At 51.9% G+C, this 4,610-nt stretch carries 3 protein-coding genes; 1 reads left to right on the forward strand and 2 read right to left on the reverse strand.

The window, feature by feature from the left end:
* The first annotated feature begins 141 nt into the window (after window positions 1-141).
* On the forward strand, window positions 142-1,086 hold the full coding sequence (locus J1785_RS03140) for an AEC family transporter (RefSeq protein ID WP_129953604.1): 945 nt from the start codon (window positions 142-144) through the stop codon (window positions 1,084-1,086).
* Between the two features lie 76 nt (window positions 1,087-1,162).
* Here J1785_RS03140 and fumA read toward each other — a convergent pair whose 3' ends face one another.
* Window positions 1,163-2,809, reverse strand: a complete 1,647-nt coding sequence (fumA, locus tag J1785_RS03145; protein WP_129953603.1) for a class I fumarate hydratase FumA — start codon at window positions 2,807-2,809, stop codon at window positions 1,163-1,165.
* Between the two features lie 190 nt (window positions 2,810-2,999).
* A complete protein-coding gene (locus J1785_RS03150; RefSeq protein ID WP_217218785.1) occupies window positions 3,000-4,511 on the reverse strand; it encodes an anion permease in 1,512 nt (503 codons plus the stop codon).
* Between the last annotated feature and the right edge of the window lie 99 nt (window positions 4,512-4,610).

Genomic DNA, 4,610 nt, shown 5'->3' on the forward strand with positions numbered 1-4,610 from the left:
GTTAATTAATTATTGTTATTGCCGATCGCGAGACGGGTGTGATGCGGGTCACAATAGTGAATGGCTGTAAATAATATAACTAACCGCTATTTTCATCATGAAGTTATCACATCAACAATAATAAAGAAAAAAGGTCATATTATGCCGACGTTACTCTTATCCTCATTATTTCCTTTAGTGTTTGTTATGGTATTAGGCTGGCTCAGCGGCAAGCTGGGTTATATGAAACGTGACGATGCTACAGTATTAGCCACGGTCGTGATCCGTTTTGCACTGCCATTACATCTTTTTATCGGTGCATTACATACGGATCCTGCCAAAATACAGAATTTGTCGTTTATGGCAGTATTAGTCATCGGCCTGATGGGATCCTATCTTCTGACGCTGTGCATCTCGCACTGGTTTTTCCGTCATGACATCAAAACCAGCGCCATTCAGTCGCTGGTATGCGCATTCCCGGATATGGCTTACTTTGGCGCGCCTGTGCTGGCTGTACTTATCGGGCCGGAAGGTTTTCTGGGGGTACTGGTCGGGAATCTGATCACCAGCGTACTGATGATCCCGCTGACGATTGTGCTGATCCGTATGGGGGACAAAAACAGTGATCTGGCCGAACAGGGCAGCCTCGGCAAAATGATTCTCAATAATTTATTCAAGGCATTGCGCAATCCGATTGTCTGGATCCCCGTGTTGGGTGTCGTGATGAGTCTGGCGGGCATTAAACTCCCGGAGTTACTGTCTTCCTCCGTTGAAATGATGGGGAAAACCGCTGGCGGAATTTCGCTGTTTGCGCTGGGATTACTCTTCTTCGGCGAGCGTCCGAAGCTGAATATTCATACGTTCACCAATGTCGGCCTGAAAAACCTGATCCAGCCGGCGATTATGGCGGTTGCCGGCCTGGCATTTGGGTTGAGCCATACGCTGATGCAGCAGGTGGTGATCATCGGCGCAACGCCGTCTGCTATTGCCGCAGGTATGTTCGCTGTGCGCAGCGATACGTATGTGGAATCTGCTTCCTCCTCAATACTTGCCGGCACCGCGCTGGGGATTGTGACGGAAGGGATAATAATTTACATGATGTCGTAATACGCTGATGGCCCGAAGCGTTATCCATAAAAAAGGCCCGCCATTGCTGGCGGGCCTTGTGTCTTTCAGGAGGCAGTTACTTCACACATTTCGCACACGTACTTGCATGGATTTGCTGGAAGAAATCGTTGCCTTTGTCATCCACCAGAATGAACGCCGGGAAGTTTTCGACTTCGATTTTCCAGATAGCTTCCATACCCAGTTCAGGATATTCAACGCACTCCAGGCTTTTGATGCTTTGCTGCGCCAGAACCGCTGCCGGGCCGCCGATGCTGCCCAGATAGAAGCCGCCATGTTTATGGCACGCATCGGTCACCTGCTGGCTGCGGTTGCCTTTTGCCAGCATGATCATGCTGCCGCCATGGGATTGCAGAAGATCCACGTAAGAATCCATGCGGCCAGCGGTGGTCGGGCCGAGGGAACCGGAGGCATAACCTTCCGGGGTTTTCGCCGGGCCGGCGTAGTAGATCGGATGATCTTTGATGTATTGCGGCAAACCTTCGCCATTATCCAGACGTTCTTTCAGTTTGGCATGTGCAATATCACGACCGACGATAATCGTACCGCTCAGGGACAAACGGGTAGACACCGGATATTCAGAAAGCTGCGCCAGGATTTCAGGCATCGGACGATTCAGATCGACTTTCACCACACCGGCTTCGCCTTGCTCACGCAATGCTTCAGGAATGTACTGACCCGGATTGTCTTCCAGTTTTTCGATCCAGATACCGTCGCGGTTGATTTTGGCTTTGATATTACGGTCTGCGGAACAAGACACGCCCATTCCGACCGGGCAGGATGCGCCATGACGTGGCAGACGCACAACGCGGATGTCGTGGGCAAAGTATTTGCCACCGAACTGTGCTCCGAGACCCAGGTTGTTGGCTTCGGCCAGCAGTTCCTGTTCGAGGTTCACGTCGCGGAATGCCTGACCGTGTTCATTACCTTCCGTCGGCAGACCATCGTAATAATGCGTTGAGGCCAGCTTGACGGTTTTCAGCGTCGCTTCTGCAGAAGTACCACCAATGACAAACGCGATGTGGTACGGCGGGCAGGCTGCGGTACCGAGGGTGCGCATTTTATCCACCAGATAATTTTTCAGCTTAGCCGGGGTGATCAGCGCTTTGGTTTCCTGGTACAGATAAGTTTTATTCGCAGAACCGCCGCCTTTGGCGATGCAGAGGAATTTATATTCGTCACCGTCAACACTGTAAAGGTCGATTTGCGCGGGCAGGTTAGTACCGGTGTTCACTTCTTTGTACATATCCAGCGCCGCATTTTGTGAATAGCGCAGGTTATCTTCGATAAAAGTGTTATACACCCCCTGAGACAGGCTGGCTTCATCACCGCCGCCGGTCCAGACGCGCTGACCCTTTTTACCCATGATGATCGCCGTGCCGGTGTCCTGGCAGGTCGGCAAAATGCCTTTGGCAGCGATTTCAGAGTTTCTCAGAAATTGCAGCGCCACGTATTTGTCGTTTTCGCTGGATTCCGGGTCATGAAGAATGGAAGCCACTTGTTGCTGATGCGCAGGTCTGAGCATGAATGAGGCGTCATGGAACGCCTGCTGAGCCAGCAGCGTGAGCGCCTGTGGTTCGACTTTAAGCACTTCTTCACCATCGAAGTTGCTGACAGAGACATGGTCTTTGGTCAGCAGATAGTATTCGGTGTCATCTTTGGAAACGGGGAAGGGATTTTGATAATAGAACGGTTTGTTCGACATTGTTTTCTCACTTTTTCCGTTTTTGCCGCCAGGGGTGGGACTGTTGACGCGGTATAGCAGAGGTGTTCCGGGCGACGTTTATATTCGTTCTGTATGTTGCCAGCCAAATACACAGGCTGGCAACGAGGTTTATATGTTTTCTTTCAGTAAATGCTCTGTTAATGCTTTGTGGGTGATTTTATCGCCACAATCAGAACATCATCACCATCCACGGATAGCCGATTACCAGTAAAGCGATCAGGAAGATGGCACCAAAGATAGTCCCGAGGCGCCAGTAATCTTTGGTTGGCAGATAACCGCTGCCGTAATAAATAGGGCTTGGACCCGTACCGTACGGCGTGATGATCCCCATAACGCCCAAAGATGTCACCATCAGCAAACAGAACACCTGCATGTTAATGCCAGGGATTGCCGCGCCGATGGTCAGCATGGCGGGTAACAGTGCGGTGGTGTGCGCGGTGGTGCTGGCGAAAAGGTAATGCAGCAGATAGAACGCCAGCAACAAGGCGATGGTTGCTGCGCCCGGGGAAATCCCCCCCATCAGCGCCGCGCCTTCTTTGCCCAGCCAGGCGATAAAACCGGTGCGGGATAAACCGTCAGCCAGTGCAACCAACGTGGCGAACCAGGCGAAGGTATTCCAGGCGGGTTTGTTGCTGGTGATGTCGTTCCAGTTCAGCACGCCGGTCCACAGCATCAGTACCACGACCAGCAGCGCAGCCATGGCGGGTTCGATAAAGCTCGCCGCGAAAATCCACATCGCCAGCGCGCAGCAGACGAACACCAGCAACAGAATTTCATGGCGGGACATTCTGCCCAGTTTTGCCAGCTCAGCGGTTGCCCAGCGCGGCACTTCATCATTGATTTTCACTTCCGGTGGGTAGAACCAGTATGCCAGCAGCGGCATGGTCAGCAGCAGCAGCAAACCGACCGGCAGGAAAGCAATGAACCAGGTGCCCCAGGAAATGTTGATACCGGTCACGCTATTCACAATACCCAGCGCCAGCAAGTTAGGTGCCAGTGCGGAGAGGAACATCGAACTGGTGATACACGCGGCGGTGATCGCCACCCACATCAGATAAGAACCGATTTTTCGCGCACTCGGGTCATTCGGTTTTGAGCCGTACAACGGCGGCAGGTTAGCAATGATCGGGTAGATCGTGCCGCCGCTGCGCGCGGTGTTGGAGGGTGTAAACGGTGCCAGTAACAGGTCAGCAAACGTGATGGCATAACCCAGCGTCAGGCTCCGGCGGCCAAGATATTTTACCAGAATCAGCGCCAGACGGCGGCCGAACTGGGTCTTATCGTAACCGGCGGCAAACATGAACGCGCCAAAGATTAACCATACGGTGGAGTTACCAAAACCACTGACTGCCCATTTGAAGGACTGTGCTGCGGTTTTGAATTTAGGATCCGCCAGCTCAGCCGGGCTGAAAAGTAACCACTGGCTGAAGAGGGCAATGACCACCACACCGGTCAGACCGATGACGGCGCCCGGTAATGGCTCGAAAATCAGACCAACAATGACACCCACGAAGATGGCGAAGAAATGCCACGCATACGGTTCAAGCCCGGCAGGCACCGGAACCAGCAGCAAGAGCATGGACACCAGCACGGGAAGTGCCAAGAAGATCCAGCGATTTTTTTTGCCTGACCCGGCTTTTTTCGCTGGCTCTTTCACCGCAGTTTTTGATATTTCGCTCATAATATTTATCTTAGGTAGTTAGGAATATTGTGATGATGCATAGGTAAGATTCTGTCTGGTTTTTTTACTTACTTAATATTTTTTCTAGTTATTAAAAGT

It is taken from the genome of Rahnella perminowiae (assembly GCF_019049755.1).
Classification (GTDB): domain Bacteria; phylum Pseudomonadota; class Gammaproteobacteria; order Enterobacterales; family Enterobacteriaceae; genus Rahnella; species Rahnella perminowiae.